The organism is Rhizobium sp. BK619 (assembly GCF_014195245.1).
In the GTDB taxonomy this organism is placed as follows: domain Bacteria; phylum Pseudomonadota; class Alphaproteobacteria; order Rhizobiales; family Rhizobiaceae; genus Rhizobium; species Rhizobium acidisoli.
In genome coordinates, this window is the sequence record NZ_JACIBH010000008.1 from 101635 (window position 1) to 119467 (window position 17833).

Annotated in this window: 17 protein-coding genes; 5 read left to right on the forward strand and 12 right to left on the reverse strand. The window is 61.7% G+C overall.

What is annotated here, in order from left to right:
• Positions 1–7: 7 nt before the first annotated feature.
• The 3 genes from FHX14_RS16515 to FHX14_RS16525 form a co-directional block, all read right to left on the reverse strand.
• Entirely contained in the window at positions 8–856 is an 849-nt protein-coding gene (locus FHX14_RS16515) for a phosphatidylserine decarboxylase (protein ID WP_312865347.1), read from the reverse strand.
• A complete protein-coding gene (locus FHX14_RS16520) occupies positions 840–2717 on the reverse strand; it encodes an ABC transporter ATP-binding protein/permease (RefSeq protein WP_179610869.1) in 1878 nt (625 codons plus the stop codon). The genes FHX14_RS16515 and FHX14_RS16520 overlap by 17 nt, the downstream gene beginning before the upstream one ends.
• A 198-nt stretch (positions 2718–2915) precedes the next feature.
• Positions 2916–4958, reverse strand: coding sequence for an Ig-like domain-containing protein (locus tag FHX14_RS16525; RefSeq protein WP_184377818.1), 2043 nt, complete (start codon positions 4956–4958; stop codon positions 2916–2918).
• 154 nt (positions 4959–5112) lie between these two features.
• Between FHX14_RS16525 and FHX14_RS16530 the strand changes: the two genes are divergently transcribed.
• Positions 5113–5736 carry a TIGR00730 family Rossman fold protein gene (locus tag FHX14_RS16530; protein ID WP_003587542.1) on the forward strand — a complete coding sequence of 208 codons (624 nt, stop codon included), beginning with the start codon at positions 5113–5115 and terminating at the stop codon, positions 5734–5736.
• A 44-nt stretch (positions 5737–5780) separates the two neighbouring features.
• Here FHX14_RS16530 and FHX14_RS16535 read toward each other — a convergent pair whose 3' ends face one another.
• Positions 5781–6716 carry a LysR family transcriptional regulator gene (locus tag FHX14_RS16535; RefSeq protein WP_184377819.1) on the reverse strand — a complete coding sequence of 312 codons (936 nt, stop codon included), beginning with the start codon at positions 6714–6716 and terminating at the stop codon, positions 5781–5783.
• 88 nt (positions 6717–6804) lie between these two features.
• Here FHX14_RS16535 and FHX14_RS16540 point away from each other — a divergent pair, with 88 nt between their 5' ends.
• The 3 genes from FHX14_RS16540 to FHX14_RS16550 all read left to right on the forward strand — a co-directional run bounded on the left by FHX14_RS16540 (position 6805) and on the right by FHX14_RS16550 (position 9724).
• Positions 6805–7698, forward strand: coding sequence for an MBL fold metallo-hydrolase (locus FHX14_RS16540; RefSeq protein ID WP_184377820.1), 894 nt, complete (start codon positions 6805–6807; stop codon positions 7696–7698).
• Positions 7691–8698, forward strand: a complete 1008-nt coding sequence (locus tag FHX14_RS16545; RefSeq protein ID WP_184377821.1) for an alpha/beta fold hydrolase — start codon at positions 7691–7693, stop codon at positions 8696–8698. The genes FHX14_RS16540 and FHX14_RS16545 overlap by 8 nt, the downstream gene beginning before the upstream one ends.
• Before the next feature lie 93 nt (positions 8699–8791).
• Positions 8792–9724: a hypothetical protein gene (locus FHX14_RS16550; protein WP_012557145.1), complete on the forward strand. Its 933-nt coding sequence runs from the start codon at positions 8792–8794 to the stop codon at positions 9722–9724.
• 32 nt (positions 9725–9756) lie between these two features.
• Here FHX14_RS16550 and rarD read toward each other — a convergent pair whose 3' ends face one another.
• On the reverse strand, positions 9757–10674 hold the full coding sequence (rarD, locus tag FHX14_RS16555) for an EamA family transporter RarD (RefSeq protein WP_012557146.1): 918 nt from the start codon (positions 10672–10674) through the stop codon (positions 9757–9759).
• Between the two features lie 309 nt (positions 10675–10983).
• Here rarD and FHX14_RS16560 point away from each other — a divergent pair, with 309 nt between their 5' ends.
• Positions 10984–11463 carry a GNAT family N-acetyltransferase gene (locus FHX14_RS16560; RefSeq protein WP_012557147.1) on the forward strand — a complete coding sequence of 160 codons (480 nt, stop codon included), beginning with the start codon at positions 10984–10986 and terminating at the stop codon, positions 11461–11463.
• An 18-nt stretch (positions 11464–11481) separates the two neighbouring features.
• Here FHX14_RS16560 and cimA read toward each other — a convergent pair whose 3' ends face one another.
• The 7 genes from cimA to cysS form a co-directional block, all read right to left on the reverse strand.
• Complete coding sequence (cimA, locus tag FHX14_RS16565; protein ID WP_184377822.1) at positions 11482–13098, reverse strand: citramalate synthase; 1617 nt, start codon at positions 13096–13098, stop codon at positions 11482–11484.
• Between the two features lie 211 nt (positions 13099–13309).
• Positions 13310–14272 carry a prolyl aminopeptidase gene (pip, locus tag FHX14_RS16570; RefSeq protein WP_184377823.1) on the reverse strand — a complete coding sequence of 321 codons (963 nt, stop codon included), beginning with the start codon at positions 14270–14272 and terminating at the stop codon, positions 13310–13312.
• Positions 14269–14745, reverse strand: coding sequence for a GFA family protein (locus tag FHX14_RS16575; RefSeq protein ID WP_184377824.1), 477 nt, complete (start codon positions 14743–14745; stop codon positions 14269–14271). The genes pip and FHX14_RS16575 overlap by 4 nt, the downstream gene beginning before the upstream one ends.
• On the reverse strand, positions 14742–15230 hold the full coding sequence (locus FHX14_RS16580; RefSeq protein ID WP_012557151.1) for a GFA family protein: 489 nt from the start codon (positions 15228–15230) through the stop codon (positions 14742–14744). Before FHX14_RS16580 ends, FHX14_RS16575 begins: the two co-directional genes overlap by 4 nt.
• Positions 15227–15703, reverse strand: a complete 477-nt coding sequence (locus FHX14_RS16585) for a GFA family protein (protein WP_012557152.1) — start codon at positions 15701–15703, stop codon at positions 15227–15229. Before FHX14_RS16585 ends, FHX14_RS16580 begins: the two co-directional genes overlap by 4 nt.
• On the reverse strand, positions 15700–16068 hold the full coding sequence (locus FHX14_RS16590; RefSeq protein WP_184377825.1) for a DUF559 domain-containing protein: 369 nt from the start codon (positions 16066–16068) through the stop codon (positions 15700–15702). Before FHX14_RS16590 ends, FHX14_RS16585 begins: the two co-directional genes overlap by 4 nt.
• 247 nt (positions 16069–16315) lie before the next feature.
• Entirely contained in the window at positions 16316–17707 is a 1392-nt protein-coding gene (gene cysS / locus FHX14_RS16595) for a cysteine--tRNA ligase (RefSeq protein WP_184377826.1), read from the reverse strand.
• Positions 17708–17833: the final 126 nt, after the last annotated feature.

A 17833-nucleotide genomic window follows, 5' to 3' on the forward strand; every position in this document is an offset into this window, starting at 1 on the left:
ACGCGCCTTAGCTGCGGCGGCTGATGATGGGACCCTTGGCGGAAGCGAATTCGGCAATCACGGTTTCCCCGGCAATCGCCACCTGGCCGAGCGAGACACGCGGCGCAGCACCGGCGGGCAGGAACACGTCGAGCCGCGAGCCGAAACGGATCAGCCCGAAGCGCTCGCCGGCATCCACCGGTTCGTTGGGGTTTGCCCAGCAGAGGATGCGCCGCGCCACGAGGCCGGCGATCTGGACGACGCCGATCTGGCCGTGGCGGGTTTCGATCACCAGCCCGTTGCGCTCATTGTCCTCGCTGGCCTTGTCGAGTTCGGCATTGACGAAGCTGCCGGAGCGGTAATTGATGCTGACGATGCGCCCGCGCATCGGCGCCCGGTTCACATGGCAGTTGAAGACGTTCATGAACACCGAGATGCGCAGCATCGGCTCGGAGCCGAGGTCGAGCTCGGCCGGCGGGGTCACCATCTGGATCGCCGAGACCTTGCCGTCGGCGGGAGAGATCACCAGATCGTCGTCCTGCGGGGTGACGCGCTCGGGATCACGGAAGAAATAGGCGCACCACAGCGTGAAGATCATGCCGATCCAGAAGAGCGGCTTGAAGATCCAGCCCAGGATCAGCGACGCGACGAAGAAGGCGGCAACGAAGGGATAACCCTCCTTATGCACGGGGACGATCGTGTTGCGAACCGTGTTGAACAGGCTCATGCTGCCGGTCTCCTTGCGTTGTCGTTTTTTGCTGGTTAGCGAAAAACCGTCTCCGGGGCAATGCTGTGGCCCCGGACGTGGTTCCGACGCCGGAGTTCTGAACAACAAAAGCTTGGGCCTTGTCGCTCCCGGCTCAGCTTGCCGGGGCAAGCCGCGTGATCACGCCCAGGTCGTCGCTTTCGCGCACCTGCTTCAAATGTTCCTCCGCCTGTGTCGCCTCGCGCTGCCGGTTCCACATCGAGGCGTAGAGACCGTTCATTTCGAGCAGGGCGGCATGCGTCCCGCGCTCGGCGATCTCCCCGCTTTTCAGCACGATGATTTCGTCGGCGCCGATCACCGTCGACAGTCGGTGGGCGATCACCAGCGTCGTGCGGTTCCTCGAAACCACGTCGAGCGCCGTCTGGATTTCCCGTTCCGTTGTCGTGTCGAGCGCCGATGTCGCCTCGTCGAGGATCAGGATGGGCGGTGCCTTGAGAATGGTGCGGGCGATCGCCACTCGCTGCTTCTCGCCACCCGAAAGCTTGAGCCCGCGCTCGCCGACCTTGGTCTCAAACCCCTCGGGCAGCATTTCGATGAAATGGGCGATCTGCGCCACCTCGGCTGCCGCAAAGACCTCGCCGTCGCTCGCCGATGTGCGGCCGTAGCGGATGTTGTAGGCGACCGTATCGTTGAAGAGCACGGTATCCTGCGGCACCATGCCGATCACGGAGCGCAGGCTCTTCTGCGTCACCGTGCGGATGTCCTGGCCGTCGACGGTGATCGCGCCGCTCTGGATATCGTAGAAACGATAGAGCAGCCGCGACAGCGTCGACTTGCCGGCTCCAGAAGGACCGACGACGGCCACCGTCTTGCCGGCCGGCACCTCGAAGGAAATGCCCTTCAGGATCGGACGGGCGGGGTCGTATGAAAAGTGCACATCCTTGAAGGCGATCGCGCCCTGGCCGATCCGGAGCTCGGCCGCATCGGGCGTGTCCTTGACCTCGGCCTGGACCTCCAGCAGGTCGAACATCTGCTCGATATCGGTCAAGCCTTGACGGATTTCGCGGTAGACGAAGCCGATGAAGTTGAGCGGCGCGGAAAGCTGCAGCAGCATCGAATTGACGAAAACGAAATCGCCGACCGTCTGCTCGCCGCGCTGCACGGCGAGAGCAGACAGAACCAGCATGATCGTCGTGCCGATGCCGAAGATGACGCCCTGGCCGAAGTTCAGCCAGCCGAGCGAGGTCCAGACATCGGTCGCCGCCTTCTCGTAGCGTTCCATCGATTTGTCGAAGCGTTTTGCCTCCATCTCTTCGTTGCCGAAATATTTGACGGTCTCGAAATTGAGGAGGGAGTCGATCGCCTTGGTGTTGGCGTCGGTATCGCTGTCGTTCATCGAGCGGCGGATGGCGATGCGCCAGTCGGATGCGCGGATGGTAAACCAGATATAGGCCCAGACCGTAAAGGCGGTGACGGCGAGATAGGAGAAGCCGTAGCCCCACCAGAAGATCGCCGCCGTCAGCAGGAATTCGATGACGGTCGGGACCGAATTGAGGATCGTGAAACGCACGATCGTCTCGATGCCCTTGGTGCCGCGCTCGATGATGCGCGACAGGCCGCCGGTCTTGCGCTCCAGATGGAAGCGCAGCGACAGTTCATGCATATGCACGAAGGTCCTGTAGGCGAGCTGGCGCACCGCATGCTGCCCGACGCTGGCAAACAGCGCGTCGCGCAGCTGGTTGAGGCCGAGCTGGATCAGGCGGGTGATGTTATAGGCGATCACCAGGGCGATGGCGCCGGCGAGCAGCGGCGGCACCGAGCCGGCGAGATCCATCCTGCCGTTCAGCGCATCGGTCGACCACTTGAAGAAATAGGGAACGAGCAGCAGGACGAATTTGGAAATCAGCAGGAAGACCGAGGCCCAGACGACGCGCATCTTGAGGTCGGGTCGGCCGGCCGGCCACATATAGGGCCAGAGGTTGAGAAGTGTCTGCAGCAGGTTGGATTCCGAGACTGTCTTGCCGTTTGCCATGCTTGTCTCCAGCCCGGATGGGCTTGCGGCGATTGCCGCGCTTCGATGCCGGCAAGAGCACGGAACCGGAATATGCCCGAAGCGCTTCCCCCGCCACCGCCAGATAGGATGCCGGGCAGATGAATACAACAAGTGCGGGGTTTAGGAAAAGAGAGGCCAGGCGGTTATCCCGCCCGGCCTGGTTATGGTGTTTGGCGCTTAGAGATGCCGGTTGGATAGGCGTTTGCGATGCAGTTCCTCGGCGTTCGGCAGTACATCCTTCGGCAGGCCGAAGATCTGGCCGGGGCGGATGCGATCCGGATCGACGATCTTGTCCTCGTTGGCGATGTAGATCGTCGTGTAACGAACGCCGAGTCCATAAGTGCGGCGCGAGATCTGCCACAGCGTGTCGCCGCGGCGAATGATCACCGCCGCGTTGTTTGCGGTCAGCGGCGCCTGTTCGATCGTCTTCGGCTGGTTACCTGCCGCGTCGTTTGCAGCCGGCGCCGCCGGTGCGGGGGACGTGGAGAGGCCGGCGATGATCGCCGCCAGGCCGTCGAGGCCAGCGCCGACGGATTTTGCATCCTTCGGCAGGCCCTGCAGCATCTTCAATGCGCTGGTCGCGGTCTGCGAGGCGGCGCCGGAGGCTTGCTTGAAGGTGTCGGGCGCATCGGATCCCGGCCGGAAATCGGCGACCGAGCGCAAGGCGAATTCGGTTGCCGAGCGCGCCGCCGCAAGCTGTTCGGCGCCGGGCAACTTGCCATCGGCAAACAGCCCCTTCAGCAGGCCGAAGGCCTTGCCGACTTCGGCCTTGCGCTTGCCGAGCTCGCCTTCGTCGAGCGGCACCATCGAGGAGGCGCCATTTGCGTCGGCTGGGACGGATTGCGCCGCGACCCTGACCTGGTCGCCGGCCGGGCGATTGAAATTCACCGCTGCACGCACGATCACCTTGCCGGCGGGATCGACGACATCGACGCGGATCTTATGGTCGCCGACCGAGAGCGCCACCACGCCGTCGATGACGAAATGGCCATCCGAACCGGCGGTGTCCTGGCCGACAAGGCTGTCGTCGGCGTAACCGAGGACCTTGGCGTTGGCGCGCGCCGTGCCGGCAATGAAAATCTTGTTGCCCTCGATTTCGACGGCGTTGACCATCACATCGGGCGCATTCGACTTGTCGGGGTTGGCGGTGCCGGGAATGGCCGGGGCCGCCGCTGAGCCGCCGGAGGCGGCGTCGGTGAGGTTAGGTGTCTGCAGCGCCAGCTCGCCGGTTGGGGCAACGGTCGCAGCAGGCGCAGCCGAACCTTCGCCCGTTGCCGGCTTGTCTGTTGGCGGCGCCATCGGGTTGGAGGCATCGGCGACTTCGGTGCCGGCCTTCGGCGCGGTGATGATGCGGCTCGCCGCGCCGGGTTTGGAGACCATGGCGAGCAGATTGGCGCCGTCGCCGTCCTTCGGCACGGAGATGGTCGCGACTTCTTCGGAAAGCGTGCTCTTGCCGTCCTTGCCGGTAAACTTGAGCACGAGCTGGTGGTCGCCCGCCGCAAGCGGATCGTCGAGAACGGCGGCGAAATCGCCGCTGGCATCGACATTGGCTGTCGTCACGACCTTTTCGCCGTCAAGCACTTCGAGCTTGCCGTTCGGTTCTGCGGAGCCGGCAATCACTGTCGAGCCGTCGGGCTCGACGCGCAGGACGTCGAAGGCGGGAAGCTTCGGGCCGGCAGTCGCCGCTGTCGTGCTCGCCGCAGGCTCAGGCGCACCGGTCAGTGCAGCCTCGGCCTTGGCGATCGCGGCAAGCGCATCGGTAATGTTCTCCGGCAGCGACTGGACGATGGCGAGCGCCTTCGTGCCGCCGTCCTTCGCCTTGACGGCAAGTGCCTGGGTCGCCGGATCGAGGCCCTCGGGGATTGCGAAACCGGCAAGCGCAGTCAGCGCATCGACGGCCTTAGTCTTGGCAGCGGCGAAGACGTCGTCGGCGGGGCCTTTGCCGTCGGCAAACAGTGCCTTGAGTTCGGTAAGCGACACGCTCGCATTGGCCGACAGGCGACCCACCTTATCGGCGACGCCGGCCGCGTCGGCCACGGCCGAGCGCGATGTCTTTGCCGACTCGTTAACCGTGTCCTTGAGCTCCGTGCTCGCCTGGTTGATGGCGTCGCCGACCTTGGCTGCATCGCCGCCGATGCGCGGCATGACGAAAAATACCATCAGTAGGATTGCGATTACGAGCACTGCAAGGGCCAGCAAGCCGGCACGGTTCTTCATCATTATGTCTCCCCAGGCGGCAATTTGCCGTAGTAACCGAAATTGCTAGCGATTCCCGTTGCTTTGCACAAGCATTCAAAGCAATTCGGCAAGCTCGGCAGGCTGCTTTCCAGTCAATTTTCTTGACTGCATTGAAATGGAATAGTTGTTTGCCTCTATGACCGAACAATCTGTATCGATTCGATCCATCTGCGTTTACTGCGGCTCAAGGCCGGGACGCGATCCCTCCCACATGGCGGCCGGGCGTGCTCTCGGACGAGAGATCGCCGAATACGGCCTGCGCCTCGTCTATGGCGGGGGTACCAAAGGCATCATGGGCGCGGTAGCCAGCGGCGCGCTTTCAGGCGGCGGTCAGGTCACGGGCATTATCCCCGAATTCCTGATCGATATGGAAGCGACTCGCCACTCGCTCGGTCAGCTTAACGAACTTATTGTAACCCCTGACATGCATGCGCGCAAACATACGATGTTCGAGCGTTCCGACGCTTTCGTCGCACTACCCGGCGGCATCGGTACGCTGGAGGAGATCGTCGAGATCATGACCTGGGCGCAGCTCGGCCGCCACGAAAAGCCGATGGTCTTTGCCAACGTCAACGGTTTCTGGGATCCGATGATGGAGCTGATGCGCCATATGACCGAAGAGGGTTTCCTGCACACTGCCCACCGGGTGCAGCCGCTCGTCGTCGATGAGATCTCCGGCATCATTCCGGCAATCATGGCCCAGGCAGCCCAGCTCGCCGCCGATCGTGACGGCGAGGATGCGGTGATCTCGAAGATGTAGGTGGCGTAGCAGCCCCCGGAGCGCCCGCCGTTTCGCCGGCAAATTCAGCTATAGGCCGAAACAAGCTGCGTCACCTGAGAACGCATCCATCGGTTGGCGGGATCATTGTCACCTGCCGCCGACCAAACCATCGATATCGGGCTCACCTTTAGATCGAGTGGAACTTCGGCCATCGCCAAGCCGAACAGACCGGCATACCGCTTCACAATTCTGGTCGGCAGAGTGGCGATCAGGGGCGCTTCGAGGACGGCGGTCAGCACGGTGAGGAATTCTGGTGCTGCCACAGAGACGTCGAGCCGCACGTTGATCCGCTTCAACGCATCATCAATGCAGCCTTCGATGGCGTCCTTCTGGGAAACCAGGGCATGCTTGAGCCCGATATAGGCGTCACGGTCCAAGGTTTCGGGAAGATCAAGAAGCTTCGGATTGTAGCAACACATCAGCGATTGCTCGAACAGCAGGCTCCGCCGGTGTCTGTTGTTGCCGTCATCGTAGCAGCCGACGCCAAGGTCTATGACATTGCCGTCCAAAAGCTTATGGACCAGCTCGGGGTTGACCGCTCGCGCAAGCACTCTGATACCGGGGGCCATCTCATTCAACATAGCGGCGAGACGCGGCACGAGCAGCACCTCAAGCTCGCTGGAAAAGCCGATGCGGAATATCTGCTCGGCCTCGCCCGGCTCGAAGGTCGCAGGCGTTACGATCGCCAGCTGCGTGCGACTGAGTATGTGCTCTACGGCTTCGGCGAAGCGCAGCGCCCGATGGGTCGGCTGCATGACCTGGCCGACACGTACGAACAGCTCGTCCTGAAGCAGGGTCCGGAGAGTGCCGAGATTGTGGCTCATCGCAGGCTGCTGGATTTTCAGCCGGACAGCCGCTTTCGTCACGCTCCGCTCCTTCATGAGCGCATCGAAGGCGACGAGCAGGTTGAGGTCGAAAGACCACAAATTGAAATGATCGATGGAGACAATTTCATTCATCGATTTGATCGTTGCACGAATTTTCCCTACTGTCCATAGCCATCAGACAGCGCTGTCCCGGTTCCAGTTCAACTCGAAAGGAAGTTCCATGAGCGATCTTGGAAAGGAATATCGTATTGCCGGCGTGACGGTCAGAAAGGTGCAGGAGCAGTATCTGCACAACGTTCCGCCCTCATTTCTCTACCCGACTGCCGGATCCGAGGAGATCAAGGCGATCGAGCCACGTCTTTCCGCCGTCGATATGGAAGAGGGCCGCGATGCCCTTGTGGTGAGCATCCATAGCTGGCTTGTCAGGACGGCCGACCACGTCATCCTCATCGACACGGGCTCGGGTAACGATAAGGAAAGACCGCGCAATCTCGCCTTCCATCAGCAGACAATCCCGTTTCTCGACAGGTTGCGCCAGGCAGGTGTCGAGCCCGAAGACGTCGACTTCGTCATAAATACCCATCTTCACGTCGACCATTCCGGCTGGAATACCGTGCTTGAGGACGGAAGATGGATCCCCACGTTCAAAAACGCACGCTACGTCTTCCCGCGCGCCGAGCAGGAATATTATGCGTCGACGGCAAGCCACAACGACATCAACATTCCCAGCGCCGGCGTCTATGAAGACAGCGTGCGGCCGGTGATCGAGGCGGGGCTTGCCGATTTCATCGACGGTGCAGCCGATCCTTTCCTGAAACACTTTACCTTCTTGCCGACGCCTGGGCACAGCATCGGCCATATGTCGGTTCTGCTGAAGGCGGACAATCAAGCGGCAATCTTCGCCGGCGATGTCATGCACCATCCGATTCAGGTGGAACGGCCCGACCTCAACACGGTCTTCTGCGAATTCTTGGATCAGGCTGCCCAGTCCAGACGGCGCGTACTCGAACTCGCTGCCGATAATCACGCCATGTACTTCTCCACGCACTTTCCCGGTTCGTCTGCTGGATATGTAACCCGCGACGGCGAAAAATTCAGGTGGTCCTATGTCTGACAACAAGCTCGCATCTTCAGCTATTGACGCCGGCGAGATCGTATTCGACGAGCATTATGTTGATAGCGGAACCGACGGCATCAAGCTCTATCTCCGCAATAAGCGAAGGAAGGACCACAAAGTCTTTCTCGCGGCTAAAACGATCGTGATGGTGCATGGGGCGACCTTCTCGTCCGGAAGTCTTTACGACGTTCCCTTCAATGGGATGTCCTTCATCGACTTCCTCGCTCATCGAGGCTTCGATGTCTTTGCGGTTGATGTCCGGGGCTATGGAAAATCGACCCGCCCGCCGGAGATGCAGGCGGCGCCCGATCTCAACCCCCCGCTTGTCGCCACAGACACCGGCGTCGCCGACTTCGCAACGGCCATCGATTTCGTCCTTCGACTTCGCGGCCTGAAGGCTGTCAACGTCTTTGCAATGTCGTGGGGCGGTACCGTGGCCGGTGCATATGCTGCGCGCAACCCCGACAAGCTCGTCAAGCTAGCCTTGCTCGCGCCGCAATGGCTCAGTGACGTTGCCATCCCCATCGATCAGGGCGGCGCCCTCGGCTCCTACAGGCTTGTTCCCGTCCATGCGGCCCTGGCGCGTTGGCTGGGCACCGCACCCGAATATGCGCGTGAACGTCTTGTGCCTGAGGGCTGGTTCGACCTCTGGGCCGCACTGACCCTCTCGGAGGAGCCGTCGCAGGTCGACAGAGAGCAAGGCAAACTCCGGGCCACCAACGGGCCGATCCAGGACATCCGCACCTACTGGAGAGCTGGAGCTCCCTATTATCAGCCAAGCGAGATTCGCGCGCCGGTGCTGCTATTGCACGGGGAATGGGACGTCGACGTCCCGCTCGATCTGGCGCGGGCCTATTTCGAGCAACTGACCGGCGCCTCCTATAGGCGATGGGTGGAAATCGGGGAGGCGACGCATCTCGCCCTCATGGAGAGCCACCGCGTGCAGGTCTATTCCGAGGTTGCCCGCTTCTTCGAGGAAGATTTCAAACCGGAATAGAGTCTGAACGGCGTGGCTCCGGGATCGAATCCGGAGCCCGCTTCCGCCATCAAGCCGGCCGCGCGTTCACCGTCCATCAAACCAGTCGTTCTCATGACAATTCTGATCACCACCATCCTGGATGCCGGACGAAGTGCCGTCGACATCGCCATATTCACCTTTCTGCCGCTGATGATCGTGACATTTTCGCTGATGCGCTATCTCGAGGGCATGAGCGCATTGCGATCAATCGCCGGCAAGGCCAACCCGCTCTTTAGACTTTTCGGCCTGGACGGTTTTGGGGCCTTGGCGATCATCCAACTCAGCCTCGTAAGTTCGGCTGCCCCGGTTGCTGCCCTGTCGCTGATGGCGCACAAAAGAACATCGGAGAAATTTATGGCCGCCGCCTTTGCGGCAGTGCTTGCGGCGGCGCCGGCAAATGCCAGTTTCCCGCTCGCAAGTATCGGTATCGATCCGGGTTTGATCATAATAAACGGCGTTTGCGGAGCGCTCGTTGCGTCCACTCTCGCCTGTTGGATCGTTGGGCGCCGTTCCTCGCCCGGAAAGCCCTGTTCCTGCGACAGGGTGGATGACCACGACCTAGCGAGGCGCGATCTGCTGGCGGCAATAAATCGCGGTGGCGCAGATGCCATCGGCGTCGTTTCTGCGATCCTGCCGGTGCTCGTGATCTCACTGGCTCTGGTAAGGCTTACCGAAAGCACAGGCGCGCTTTCCGCCTTCACGTGCGCTGCGCAGCCATTGCTTCAGCTGCTCGGCGCCTCGCAGCAGGATGTCCTCTTCCTGCTCACAAAGTGCCTGGCAGGATCGAGCGCAGCGGTCACCCTGTTGCTTAGCGCCCACAAGGAACTGAGCCTTCCACCGGAGAAAATCATTCACGGATCCGCATTTCTACTAAACCCTCTCGATCTTCCCGGCCTTTCCATTCTTGTCGCTTCGGTGCCGGCGCTCCGCTCGGTCGCGGGGGTTGCCGTCTTGAGCGCATTGACTGGAATTCTCGTCCGCACGGCGCTGCTAGCCTGGCTTTGAGCCAACGCTCCGGCTCGCGATAGAGAACGGCGCTACATCCTTCCGCGGCTTCCCTTCAGCATTGACCAGCTATAGAGGAACAGCCCCGCCCAGATTAGCGGGAAGGCGATCATGCGCGCCGTGCCGAGCGGCTCGTGAAAGATGAAGACGGCGATCAGGAAGATCATCGTCGGCGCAATATACTGCATGATGCCGATCGTCGACAGCTTCAGCAGCTTGGCGCCGTTGGCATAGATCATCAGCGGCACGGCGGTGATGACGCCGCAGCCGAGCAGCAGCGTCGTGTCGGCAAGCCCGGTTCGGTAGAGATGACCCTGGCCGCTGCCGAATTCGAGATAGAGGATATAGAGCAGGGCAGGGCCGCTGAGGATCAGCACCTCGAGGAAGAAGCCTTGGTTCGGCCCGAGCGGCAGCGTCTTGCGCAGCAAGGCATAGAAACCCCAGCTGATTGCCAGCGTCAGCGCCACCCACGGAATGCCGCCGCTGTCGAATGCCAGAATGGCGACGGCAAGCGCCGCCAGTACGATCGCCGCGATCTGCAGCGGCTGCAGCTTTTCCTTCAGCAGCACTGCACCGAGGAAGATGCTAAATAGCGGATTGATGAAGTAACCGAGTGCTGCGTCGAGCGAATGGCCGGCGCCGATCGCCCAGACATAGGTGCCCCAGTTGACGGTGATCAGCGACGCCGTCAGCGCTGCCATCGCCAGCATGCGCGGCGAGCGCAGCGCCGTGGCGACGTCCTGTGTCCGTCCGAGCACGATCAGCACGATGCCGGCCAGCGGCAGCGACCAGACGATGCGGTGGGCAATCACCTCGGCCGGCGAGATATGCGCCACCGCCTTCATGTAGATCGGCAGGAAGCCCCAGAGCAGATAGGCCGTCAGCGCGAAGGCGAAACCGCGCGGACTGTCTTCGTTCTTGGCCAGGGGAACGGATGCATCGGTCGACATCGGGGTGTTTCCATCTTTGTTCTGCTTCTGATCCGGCCTAGCTTAAGCGCCGTGAATAGGCCAATTCATTTCGTTGAATAAAGGCTAAGAGTATTTGAAGCGGATGGCGGAAGAATGAACGGATGATAGCGGCAAAGGCTGGTATCGGCCTCCAAAAATCCGAGTCCTGTTCCAGCCTACCGCGGGCGGGCGACAGGTGGACCAATCGAGGGAACAAACTCGCAAACCCGCTGATGATCTGCGCATTCAGTTGACAGGTCCGGCAGGTTCTTTCATCTGGAACGCCAAGCGCCAGACCAGGAGCCTCACATGACCCTTACCATACGCCCGGCAACGCCTTCTGACGCGGCAACGATCCTGCGATTTGTCCGCGAATTGGCCGATTATGAAAAGGCGATCCACGAGGTCGAGGCGACCGAGGAGAGCACGCGTGCGGCGATCTTCGGCGACGGTTCAGTCACGCATGCGCTGATCTGCGAACGCGAGGGTCAAGCCATCGGCATGGCGGTTTATTTCTTCAGCTATTCGACCTGGCAAGCGAAGAACGGTCTTTATCTGGAGGATCTCTACGTAACGCCGGACGCGCGCGGTTCGGGCGCCGGCAAGGCGCTGCTGCGGCGCCTGGCGCAGATCGCGCTGGAGAAGGGTTGCGGCCGCTTCGAATGGAGCGTGCTCGACTGGAACGAACCCTCGATCCGTGTCTACGAGGCGATTGGCGCGGAGCCGCAGAAGGAATGGATCCGCTATAGGATGGCGGGCGAGACGCTGGCGGCGTTTGCCCGCGGTTAGCCGAACCGGCGGAACAGATTATTCCGCCGCGATCTTGCCGGCCAGTTGCCGGTTCTTCATCAGCTTGTAGATGACGGAATCCATCAGCGCCTGGAACGAAGCGTCGATGATGTTCTCGGAAACGCCGACCGTCCACCAGCGCACGCCATCGCTGTCGGTGGATTCGATCAGCACGCGGGTGATTGCCGCCGTGCCGCCATTGAGGATACGCACCTTGAAATCGGCGAGCACCAGATCGTCGATCTCGTGCTGGTATTTGCCGAAATCCTTGCGCAGCGCCAGGTCGAGCGCGTTGACCGGTCCTTCGGCATCGGCAACCGACATCAGCGTCTGGCCGTCGATGGTGATCTTGACCACCGCCTCCGAGACGATCTTCACGCGGCCAAGACTGTCGAAGCGGCGCTCGATCATCACGCGGAAGCCTTCGATGGTGAAGAATTCCGGGATCGTGCCGAGCGTGCGGTGCGCCAAGAGTTCGAAGCTCGCATCCGCGCCCTCATAGGCATAGCCGATCGATTCACGGTCCTTGACGATCGAGATCAGCAGATCGAGCTTCGGATCGTCCTTGGCGACCACGATGCCGCGCCGCTTCAGCGCATTGATGAAATTCGCTTTGCCGCCCTGGTCAGAGACCATGACCTTGCGGAAATTGCCGACGCTCTCCGGCGGCACATGTTCGTAGGTCCTCGGGTCCTTGATCAGCGCCGACGCATGGATACCGGCCTTGGTGGCGAAGGCGGAGGCGCCGACATAGGGCATCTGATGATCGGGCGAACGGTTGAGCAACTCGTCGAAGGCGTGCGAGAGGCGGGTGAGGTTGAGCAGCCGCTCCTCGTCGATCGCCGTTTCGAAACGTGAGGTATAGGCGCTCTTCAGCGCCAAGGTCGGGATCAGCGTCACCAGATTGGCGTTGCCGCAGCGCTCGCCGATGCCGTTCAGTGTGCCCTGGATCTGTCGGACGCCGGCTTCGACCGCAGCCAGGGAATTGGCGACGGCCTGGCCGGTGTCGTTATGGGCGTGGATGCCGAGACAGCGGCCGGGCACCCCTGAGGCGATCACTGCCTCGACGATGGCGCGCACCTCCGGCGGCTGTGTGCCGCCATTGGTGTCGCAAAGCACGACCCAGCGGGCGCCGCTCTCATAGGCGGTCTTGGCACAGGCGAGCGCATAGGCCGGATTGGCCTTGAAACCGTCGAAGAAATGCTCGCAATCGACGATCGCTTCCTTGCCGGCGCCGACCGCCGCCTTGACGCTTTCGGCGATGCTTTCGAGATTTTCCTCATTGGTGCAGCCGAGCGCCACCGCGACATGATAGTCCCAGCTTTTGGCGACGAAACAGATGGCGTCGGATTTCGCCTGCAGCAGCCCGGCAATGCCGGGATCGTTGGAAACCGAAACGCCCGCCCGCTTCGTCATGCCGAAGGCGACGAAGCTGGCCTGGCTGGTGCGCTTCTCGCTGAAAAAGGCGGTATCGGTCGGATTGGCGCCGGGATAGCCGCCCTCGACGTAATCGATGCCGAATTCGTCCAGCATCGCGGCGATCGCAATCTTATCCTCGACCGAGAAATCGATGCCGGGCGTCTGCTGCCCGTCCCGGAGCGTCGTGTCGAAGAGGTAGATTTTTTCCTTGGTCACCGCGATGCCTCCCAGGCATTTAATGCTTTTATCCGGGGCTTACCCCCCTCTGCCCTGCCGGGCATCTCCCCCACAAGGGGGGAGATCGAAAATTCGCTGAGCTGCAGTCCAGGCCATCGAGGTTCGGGCAAGGCCTTCACGCCCAGCCGATCTCCCTCCTTGTGGGGGAGATGCCCGGCAGGGCAGAGGGGGGTAGTCACGGCATGCAGCATCAGTTTGTCTTCTCGGCAAACTTGTCCGTCGCCCGGATCAGCTGGTCGAGAATGCCCGGCTCCGAATAGGCATGGCCTGCACCCTCGATCAGGTGGAATTCCGCCTTCGGCCAGGCCTTGTGCAGCAGCCAGGCATATTTTGCCGGGCAGGGCATGTCGTAGCGGCCATGCACGATGACGCCGGGAATATCCTTCAGCCGGCCGGCATCGCGGATCAGCTGTCCCTCGTCCATCCAGCCAGCATTGACGAAGAAATGGTTCTCAATGCGCGCAAATGCATAGGCGAATTCCGGTTCCTCGAACTTGCCGCTGGTCGAAGGCTCAGGCAGCAGCGTGATCGTTTCGCCTTCCCAGATGCTCCAGGCCTGCGCGGCGGCAAGGCGCACGGACCGATCCTCATGTGTCAGGCGGCGATGATAGGCATGCATCATCTCATGCCGCTCCTCCGGCGGAATGGGAGCGATAAAGCGCTCCCATTTGTCCGGGAACATTTCCGAGACGCCGAACTGATAGTACCAGTCGAGCTCGGCCTTGGTCAGCGTATAGATGCCGCGCAGAATGAGTTCGGAGACGCGCTCCGGATGCGCCTCGGCATAGGCAAGCGCCAGCGTCGAACCCCAGGAGCCGCCGAACACCTGCCAGCTGTCGACGCCGGCCATTTCCCGCAGCCGCTCGATATCGGCGACGAGGTGCCAGGTGGTGTTGGCACCGAGCTCCGCATGCGGCGTCGACCTGCCGCAACCGCGCTGGTCGAACAGCATGACGTCGTAGAGGGCGGCATCGAAAAGCCGGCGATGGACGGGCGAGAAGCCGCCACCGGGGCCGCCATGCAGGAAAACGGCGGGCTTGGCGCCAGGCGTTCCCGAGCGCTCCCAATAGATCACATGACCATCGCCGACATCGAGATGGCCTGAAGCATAGGCTTCGATTTCAGGATAGAGCGTGCGCAGTCTCTCGGTCATATTTTCACGCCTTTCGCGGGCCAGACTTCGGTATCGTGATCGGGATGCTGGAAGGAGATGATCGCTTCCTGCCGTGCGTAGAAATCCTGATCCTTCAGCACCGGCGCCTCGAAGATTTCCTCGACCCAGGGCAGGCGGGCGTCGTAATTGACCTGGATCTGCGGTGCCAGATCGCCGCGGTCGTCGAAAGTGCCGATCGCAAGCTCCAGCCCGCCCGGATGACGATAGGTCATCGGCGTGCCGCAATTGCTGCAGAAGCCGCGCTCGATATTGACCGAGGACTGAAAGTAGCTCGGTGCGCCGCGCGTCCATTCCATCCCTTCCTCAGGTGCCGTGACCAGCGCGGAGAAGAAGCCGCCGAACTGCTTCTGGCACATGCGGCAATGGCAGATCGAGGGTCGCCCCAACTTGCCCGAGATGCGGAAGCGCACGGCGCCGCACTGGCATCCGCCTGTTTTTATCGTGTCCGTCATGAGCTTTCTCCGAGGGGCCAGCTTTTTGTGTCGTGGTCGGGATGCTGGTGATTGCTTGCCGCAATCGCATCCTCGCGGTCGGGCGTTTCGGGCTCTGGTTCGAGCGGCAGGCCGTCGAGCGCGTGAAACCAGGACATCTTGCGGCCTGTGTTCGATTGCATCACCGGCTTGACCGCGTCGGGATCATCCAGCGAGCCGAGTGTGATGTTGATGAAATCCGTCCCAGGAATATCGTAGAACAGCGGCGTGCCGCAATCGCCGCAGAAACCGCGCCGGACGAGGTCGGAGGAATGGAACCATTTCGCCGCGCCGCGCGTCAGGGTGAAATTGCTGTGCTTCACGCCGCCAAGCGGCATGAAATAATTGCCGGCCGCTTTCTGGCACATGCGGCAATGGCAAAGATGGGGATATCCGAGTTCGCCTTCGGCGCGGTAACGCACCGCCCCGCACTGGCACCCGCCGTTTCTGTCCGCGTCCGCTGTCATCTGGGCTCCTTGGTTGGCCATGCCTGCGTCTCATGGTCGGGATGCTGGTAGGAGACGAGTTCGAGCACGAAGGGCGCGGCTTGCGCATCCTCTTCCGTCCGGTGCCCCGGCAGTTGGTGCAGCTGATCGACGAAGCCGATCTTACCCTCGATACCATATTGCACCACCGGCGGAAGCGCCGAAGGATCGTCGAAGGCGCCTGCGGCAATCGCAACCCCGTCAGGCGCCTCGTAGGAGAGCGGCGTGCCGCAATCGCCGCAGAAGCCGCGCTCGACGAAATTGGAAGAGCGGAACTTCTTCCGCTCTCCGCGCGTCCACGCGAAATCGGCGCCGCGCACCGAGACCAGCGGCGCATAATAGGCGCCAAACGCCTTCTGGCACATGCGGCAATGGCAGATCGACGAATCCTTGAGTTCGCCATTGACGCGAAAACGCACCGCACCACATTGGCAGCCGCCGGTATAGGTGGTCATGGCAGGTCCTTTCCGGTGGTGCGAATGATATGGGTGCACACATTATCGATATCCCGGAGGATATCGCCGTTCCAAAAGCGCAGAACCGTCCAGCCATCCGTTTGGAGACGTCGAGTTCTGATCTCATCGTAAGAGATGTTCGAGGCAAGGGCGTGCTGCGAACCGTCTATCTCGACGATAAGGCGATGGACTGGGCATGCGAAGTCAACGATATAGCCGGCAATCGGCATTTGTCTGCGGAAGCTCAGGCCCATCAGGCGATGGGCGCGAAACTCGTTCCAGAGTTTCAATTCTGCGTCGGTCAGAGTTTTGCGCATACGCCGGGCGTTCGCCCGCCGTTGAGGCGGAACTGGTGCATGCGGCATGGCTTGCCTTTCGCTATGACGTGACGGAGCGGCGGCGGCACCCCCCTCTGCCCTGCCGGGCATCTCCCCCACAAGAGGGGAGATCGGATAGGAGTGGCCGCTCGCCCCGATCATACGCCTCAGACGGCCGAAGCCACTTGGCGCGCGGTCGATATCTTGGGAAGCCGGCGCGTCTTGCCGATCTCCCCCCTTGTGGGGGAGATGCCCGGCAGGGCAGAGGGGGGTATGCGTCGCCGACCAACCCATCCTACCGCTTGACCTCCCAGGTCGTCACCCGCTCGCCGGTCGCCGCATCCTTGCCGTCCTTCAGCTGGATGCCCTTTGCCGTCAGTTCGTCGCGGATCTTGTCGGCCTCGGCGAAGTTTTTCGCCTTCAGCGTTTCAAGACGCATGGCGACCAGCGCATCGACCGCCGCTGCGACGGCTTCGTCGATTTCGGCTTTCTTCGGCAGCAGGCCGAGGAGGGCAGCCGTTGCGGCAAAACGGGCGCCGGCGGCGGGATCCGTATGGGCAGCTTGCGCCAGTGCGTGCAAGGCCTGCACCGCCGCCACCGTGTTGAGGTCGTCGGCGAGTGCGTTCAGCACGGTCTCGTCAGGTTCGGCATCGCCGGGCTCCGTCGCCGGCCATTTGGCGAGCAGGCGTTCGGCTTCCTCAAGCCGCTTGATCGAGAAATCGATCGGCTCGCGGTAATGCGTCATCAGCATGGCAAGGCGCAGCACTTCGCCCGGCCATTTGCGGCCGCCGAAAATCTGGGTGTGCAGCAGATCGTGGATGGTAACGAAATTGCCTTCGGATTTCGACATCTTGCGGCCTTCCACCTGCAGGAAGCCGTTATGCATCCAGATATTCGCCATCACCTCGGTGCCGTGGGCGCAGCGCGACTGGGCGATCTCGTTTTCATGATGCGGGAAGATCAGGTCCAGCCCGCCGCCATGAATGTCGAAGACGTCGCCGAGATAGCGCTTGCTCATCGCCGAGCATTCGATATGCCAGCCCGGCCGGCCGCGGCCCCACGGGCTCTCCCAGCCGGGTTCATTGTGGCTCGACAGTTTCCACAGCACGAAATCGCCGGAGTTCTTCTTGTGCGCGTCGACGGCGATGCGGGCGCCGGCCTGCTGCTCGTCGAGCGGGCGCTTCGAAAGCTGGCCGTAATCCGCCATGGACTTGGTGTCGAACAGCACTTCGCCGGCTGCGACATAGGCATGGCCGTTGCCGATCAGCTTCTCGATGATCTCGGTCATCTCAACGATATTGTCGGTCGCCCGCGGCTCGACGCTTGGCTCCAGGCAGCCGAGCTCGGCAACATCGGCGTGAAACTGCGTCTCGGTCTTTTCGGTGACCGCGCGGATCGCTTCGTTGAGCGCCAGGCCCGGATGATCTCTCAGCGCCCGCGCATTGATCTTGTCGTCGACGTCGGTGATGTTGCGGGCATAGGTGACGTGATCCTCGCCATAGACATGGCGCAACAGCCGGAACAGCACGTCGAAGACGATGACCGGGCGGGCGTTGCCGATATGAGCGAAATCATAGACGGTCGGGCCGCAGACATACATGCGGACATTGTCCGGATCGATCGGCGCAAAGACCGTTTCTTCCCGTGTCAGCGTATTGTACAGCTTCAGTTCCGGCATGCCGCCCATTCCACTCTCCCATAAGCACAATCAGAAAAATATTGCGACCGGCGGACCGGGGCGTTTCGCATCTTGACTATTTGGGAGACGAAAACGGCCGGGCCAGCGCTGGCGCTAGCGAATAATCTTTCCGCA